At 69.3% G+C, this 4,595-nt stretch carries 6 protein-coding genes and 1 pseudogene; 1 reads left to right on the top strand and 6 read right to left on the bottom strand.

The window, feature by feature from the left end; translation table 11 throughout:
- Positions 1-81 precede the first annotated feature (81 nt).
- Positions 82-489 carry an HNH endonuclease gene (locus ABT300_RS41605; RefSeq protein ID WP_351687704.1) on the top strand — a complete coding sequence of 136 codons (408 nt, stop codon included), beginning with the start codon at positions 82-84 and terminating at the stop codon, positions 487-489.
- On the opposite strand, the gene ABT300_RS41610 is transcribed toward ABT300_RS41605, so the two are convergent.
- From ABT300_RS41610 to ABT300_RS41635, 6 genes and pseudogenes are all read right to left on the bottom strand, one after another.
- On the bottom strand, positions 375-1,757 hold the full coding sequence (locus ABT300_RS41610; RefSeq protein WP_351687692.1) for a tyrosine-type recombinase/integrase: 1,383 nt from the start codon (positions 1,755-1,757) through the stop codon (positions 375-377). The two genes, ABT300_RS41605 and ABT300_RS41610, sit on opposite strands and share 115 nt — an antisense overlap.
- Before the next feature lie 217 nt (positions 1,758-1,974).
- Positions 1,975-2,265 carry a hypothetical protein gene (locus ABT300_RS41615; RefSeq protein WP_351687695.1) on the bottom strand — a complete coding sequence of 97 codons (291 nt, stop codon included), beginning with the start codon at positions 2,263-2,265 and terminating at the stop codon, positions 1,975-1,977.
- A pseudogene (locus ABT300_RS41620) lies at positions 2,262-2,704 on the bottom strand (ASCH domain-containing protein). The gene ABT300_RS41615 and the pseudogene ABT300_RS41620 overlap by 4 nt, the downstream one beginning before the upstream one ends.
- Before the next feature lie 184 nt (positions 2,705-2,888).
- Complete coding sequence (locus ABT300_RS41625; protein WP_351687707.1) at positions 2,889-3,191, bottom strand: hypothetical protein; 303 nt, start codon at positions 3,189-3,191, stop codon at positions 2,889-2,891.
- A 116-nt stretch (positions 3,192-3,307) separates the two neighbouring features.
- Positions 3,308-3,502, bottom strand: coding sequence for a hypothetical protein (locus tag ABT300_RS41630; RefSeq protein WP_351687698.1), 195 nt, complete (start codon positions 3,500-3,502; stop codon positions 3,308-3,310).
- Positions 3,499-4,494 (bottom strand): AAA family ATPase, encoded by a 996-nt coding sequence (locus ABT300_RS41635; RefSeq protein ID WP_351687701.1) that lies wholly within the window; start codon positions 4,492-4,494, stop codon positions 3,499-3,501. Before ABT300_RS41635 ends, ABT300_RS41630 begins: the two co-directional genes overlap by 4 nt.
- Positions 4,495-4,595 lie beyond the last annotated feature (101 nt).

The following is a 4,595-nucleotide window of genomic DNA, read 5'->3' on the forward strand; positions in this document are numbered from 1 at the left end:
GCCTCCGCCACACAGCCAGGGACCAAACCCGCACCCTCGCCCATCTCGGCCTCACATGATCAAAAAGGACGAGGTCTGACTATGCCGAAGCCCTGGACCCAGTACCGGAAGCTCGTCAAGTCGATCGAGCGGCAGGAAGAAGCAACGCAGGGCCGCCGCACAGCGCAGACCAGCAATCGCCCGGTTCGGCTGATAGACGCTAGAAAAGCTGTTCTTCTTCGGTGCCAGGGACGGTGCGAAAATCCAACATGCGGAGGCCAGCCGACCGATGTTACCGACGGCGGGCAGCCCATCCTCGAGGTCGACCATGTCGTTGAGATCGCCGCTGGTGGCCGTGATCACCCGGTGCAGATGGTCGCGCTATGCCCCAACTGTCATGCCATGAAAGGGCGGGGCCGGAACCGTGAAGCCCTTCGATCAGTTCTCGTGAGCGTCGCAAACCGCGCGCATGCCGATTGGAACCTCAGTACCCGCTCGAAGAATGCGTAGAGGGTGGAAGCCGTCGAGGTCCAGGAGGTCGCGGGCGGCTGCCGGGTTACGGAGTCGGCCCCGAGCGTCTTCGATGCGGTCAGCGGCCGGCGGGATCGGCCTGCGTCGGGTCCGTCGGCAGGTGAAGGTAGCCGAACGAGATCAGGCGTATCGAGTGCAAAGCGGGGGTCTCCTGTTTCTGATTGGGGTTCGCTCGTGGTGTCGGTGAAGACGGGAATGCCAAGGTCGACCAGTTGGGGACGCCCGTCGGTGCGGCTGTTCTTGAGGCTGTTGAGCTTGGCCATCGCGGCGTCGAAACTGACCTGGAGTCCTTCGACCTCGCCGAGCCAGCCGTTCCCGCGGGCTTCGGTGATGCGCTCGCGAAGGTTCTGGATGATCTCGATGAGGCGGGGCCGCTGGCGGGGGTCCATCTGGAGAACGGGGCAGCGAATGCAGGCGTGTTCGTGCTTGCAGGGGGTGCCATAGGGGCGCCCGCAGGTGCCGAGGGAGACCTTGCGGAGCTCGAAGTGCTGTTGGAAGTCGTGCCACTCCGCCGCGGTCGGCTCGCGATATTCCTCTTGGGGGCGCTCGGCCCGGCGCCGGTCGAGGAAGCCTCGGTAGGTGCGTACCAGGTCGTCCTGGAAGACGGCGAGGTATGCCTGGGTGGTGGTCAGCGTTTTGTGACCGAGGATGCGGGCTGCGATGTGAACGGGCAGTCCGCCGGTGACGGCCTCGGTCGCGAACATCCTTCGGAAGTCGTGCGGTGTATAGCGCAGTGGCTCGCCGGCATGGTCGCGTAGTCCGGTGGCCTCCAGGGTCCGGTCCAGAGCGCGCTTGATACCGGCTTCGCTCATGACCTGCGGCTGCCAGTAAGGGCGGCGCTGGAACAGGTGCGGCAGCTGGGGGCCCGTGACGCGCTCGTGTGAGTCGTAGCGGGAGATCAGCGGGACCTTCCCGCCGTTGGCGTCGCGCAGGCGCTTGATGATCGTGGCCAGGACGCTGGCCAGTTCGGGGCTGACCAGCAGTAGCCGTTCCTCGTTGCTCTTGGAGGGAACGATCTGGAGGAGCGGGACGACTTCGTTGGTGTCGGGCAGTTTGTAGGAGACCAGCGCGAGGTGGGTGAGCTCGGTCAGTTCTTCGGCGCGAACTCCGGTGTGCCGTAGCGTCTCGATGATCGCCCAGGCCCAGAAGGCGTCATCCTCCACGAGGCTCTGGTTGATCCTTCGTTCGGTGCTGTCGACCTCCTTGATGTAGACATGCGGCGAGCCGTGGTCGAGGCGGCTGGGCACCTGGTTCACCTTGGGAAGGACCCGCAGGTATCGCGTCTCGGGTGGTGCGCTGGGCGATGTCCAGCAACTCGCGGTTGCGCCGCTGTTGGGCGGGTGTGAGCGGCCGGGCCTTCGCGCCGTTCCGATGCCAGAGTGGGGACGCGGGCGGCTCGGGGTAGGCGAGGGCGTGGTCGACGTCGCGGTCGGTGCTGCTCATAGGTGGTCCTCCAGGTGGAGGTCAGGAGTGGTCGCCTTGGCCCTTGGACTTGGGCTTCGGCATGAGGTCGGAGGCGAACCGCCCGAGGCGGGCCTCAGCGGGGTTGGCGGCGATCCAGTCCTCAGCGCAGGCCTTGTGAACTGGCTCCCTTGAGTGGGAGCGCATGGGCGTGGGCTGGCCGCACAGCGTGCAGGGGAGGTCCTGCCAGCGGTCGAAGTGCTGGCCGTCGCGCCAGACGAGAAGCTCGCCGGGAGCGGGGATCAGGCCCGGCTCGAACGGCAGCTTCTCCTTCTTGCGTCCCGTGCGGGTCACGGCCGGAAGTCGGGCAGCTGCTGGAACACCTGCGCCACCAGGCCCGCCGACGGTTTCCAGGCCGGGAGCGCGCCCGTAGCGTTCACGGGCAGGGCGAGCTCCTGGACGTCCTCGAGGACCAGGTGGTGCGCGCCGCGCTCCGCCCAGGGGCTCGGGCACCTCTCCGGTCCTTGGTCCAGGTGGCAGCCGGTGAGACGGGCGACGCCGATGACCGCGCCCAGGTGCAGTTCGCGGCCGCGGATCGCGGTGGCGACCAGCGGGTCGCGCAGCACGGCGGGCTCCGGCTTCTTCTTCCCGGCGTGGATGAGGACCCAGCCCTCCCACGGCCAGTGCACCGGCCTGTCTCCGGGTTCTTGCCCTCGAGGATGCATGTGGCCCAGGGCTGGCGGATCGTGATGCCGCGGATCCAGTCGCCTTCGGGCAGGGTGGCGAGGCTCATGCGGCTCGCCCCCGCCCGGTCAACCGCATGGCGGCGGTCGTCGGTAGGAGGGTGCGCTGGCCGATCCGGCCGTGAATGCGCAGGAGGGACGACATACTTGGGTTCTCCGTCTCGCCTCGTACGGGATGGATGGGCCCGGGACAGCCGTCTAGCCGCCAAGCACAGCGGCTGTCCCGGGGCGGAGCTACAGCGCGAAGTCGCTGCGGGTGGTCCAGCTCACGGGGTTGTGCCAGAGGCCGGCCGTCGCGGCGGGCCACTCCATCTGCCAGCCGGGCCGAAGCCCGCGCGCTCCCCAGCTGTCCGGCTGCTTGCCGGGGTTCTCGAGTCCGGTCTGCTGCGCGGCGAGCGCGGCGTCGTACGCCTCGTGCGCGCGGCGCAGGGCCGCGGCGGGGGAGTCGGCGACGCCGGTGAAGACGTGCACGCCGCGCCGGTCGGGGTGGTTGGTGTCGTGTATCGGGACGTCCACCTCATAGATGCGCAAGCGCAGGTGCATGACGTCCAGCTCCTCTCGTGCTCGGGGTTGAGGGACCACCGCGACCGCCCCGGCCTCCGTCGATCGGAGCCGGGGGGGCACGGAGCGTCCATCACGCCGGTGAGGGCGGGTCAGAACTCCAGGTGGATCGTGATCGGGTGCCGGGGGTCACCGGCGCTGGTGTGGACGGTGCTGCGGTGCGCGGCGAGGCCGGCGGCCCCGCCCTGGATCGGCAGGTGACAGTCCCGGCAGCCGTGCCACCACTCATCCCCGGCCGGGAGTTCGGCCGGGGTGAGCGGGTGCGGGCCTTGGGCTGCGCGGCTCACGCGCGGACCGCGTCCGCGTACTGCGCCTCGAGGTCGGCGCGGCCTTCGGGGTCGTCGTCCTGGTCGTGGTCGTCGGCCTCCTGGTCGACGTCGTCGAGGCCGAAGCTGCCGTGGACGGTGCAGACGATGTCTTCGTGGTTGTCCAGCTGGCCGGTGAGAGCGCGGTGGAGGCAGCTGACGCTGTAGGCCGGCACCCAGGCGTAGCCGCTGCACTCGGAGTCGAAGGGGCAGGGGACCATGACGTCGAAGCCGTAGTCGCCCTCTCCGTCGACGTCCTGGCGCAGGGCGAGGGTGAGGTACAGCTGACCGAGGCGGATCTCCGCGACGCGGTCGCCGCCGGCGACGTCGGAGCCGTCCTTCCACTGCCACAGCGGGAGGATCTCGAGGCCGAAGATGCGGCGGACCAGGAGCAGGCTGCCCAGGCCGTCGCTGCCGTCCAGCCCGAGGTCGGCGTCGCGGGTCTCGCTCAGCCGCCGCAGGAACGGCTCCAGGCGGCAGAGGCTCTCCGCGAAGAGGACCTCGTTGAATCCCTCCCCGCGCAGCGACTGGTGGGAGTGGACCCGGGCCTTGTGCTGCGCGCGGACGGTGTCGTCGGGCACGGTCCGGTTGTCCGGACGCGGGACCTGCCGGGCCAGGCACACGTCCTCCGGCGTCGCCAGGACCACCGCGATCACGGGCATGCCGTGGCGCTTGGCGGCGGCGACCAGCGGGGCCCTGGCGGCGCTGGACACGTTCGTCGCGTCGACGACCGTGTTGCGCCGACGGGCCATCCGGCGCTCCACCAGCAGGTGCAGGACGTCGACGGCGTCGTCGCTGGCTTCCTGGCAGCCCTCGTCATCGCTCACCCAGCCGCGCAGGGCGTCCAGCGAGAGGACCTGGAAGGCGGGCCAGGTGTTCGCGAGCGTCGTCTTCCCCGCCCCGGAGGCGCCGATCAGCACGATCAACGCGTTGTCCGGCAGCTGCGGGTAGAGCGGCGTCAGCTCGGTCGTCATACGAGATCCTTAAGAATGTTGGCGGTCCGGGAGGACCGGGTGTGGCTGATGCGAGGTTGCCGCTGATGGCTCAAGGAGAATGGCCGCCCGGTCCTTCGGGA

This window comes from Streptomyces sp. NPDC001027 (assembly GCF_040299045.1).
Taxonomy (GTDB): Bacteria; Actinomycetota; Actinomycetes; order Streptomycetales; family Streptomycetaceae; genus Streptomyces.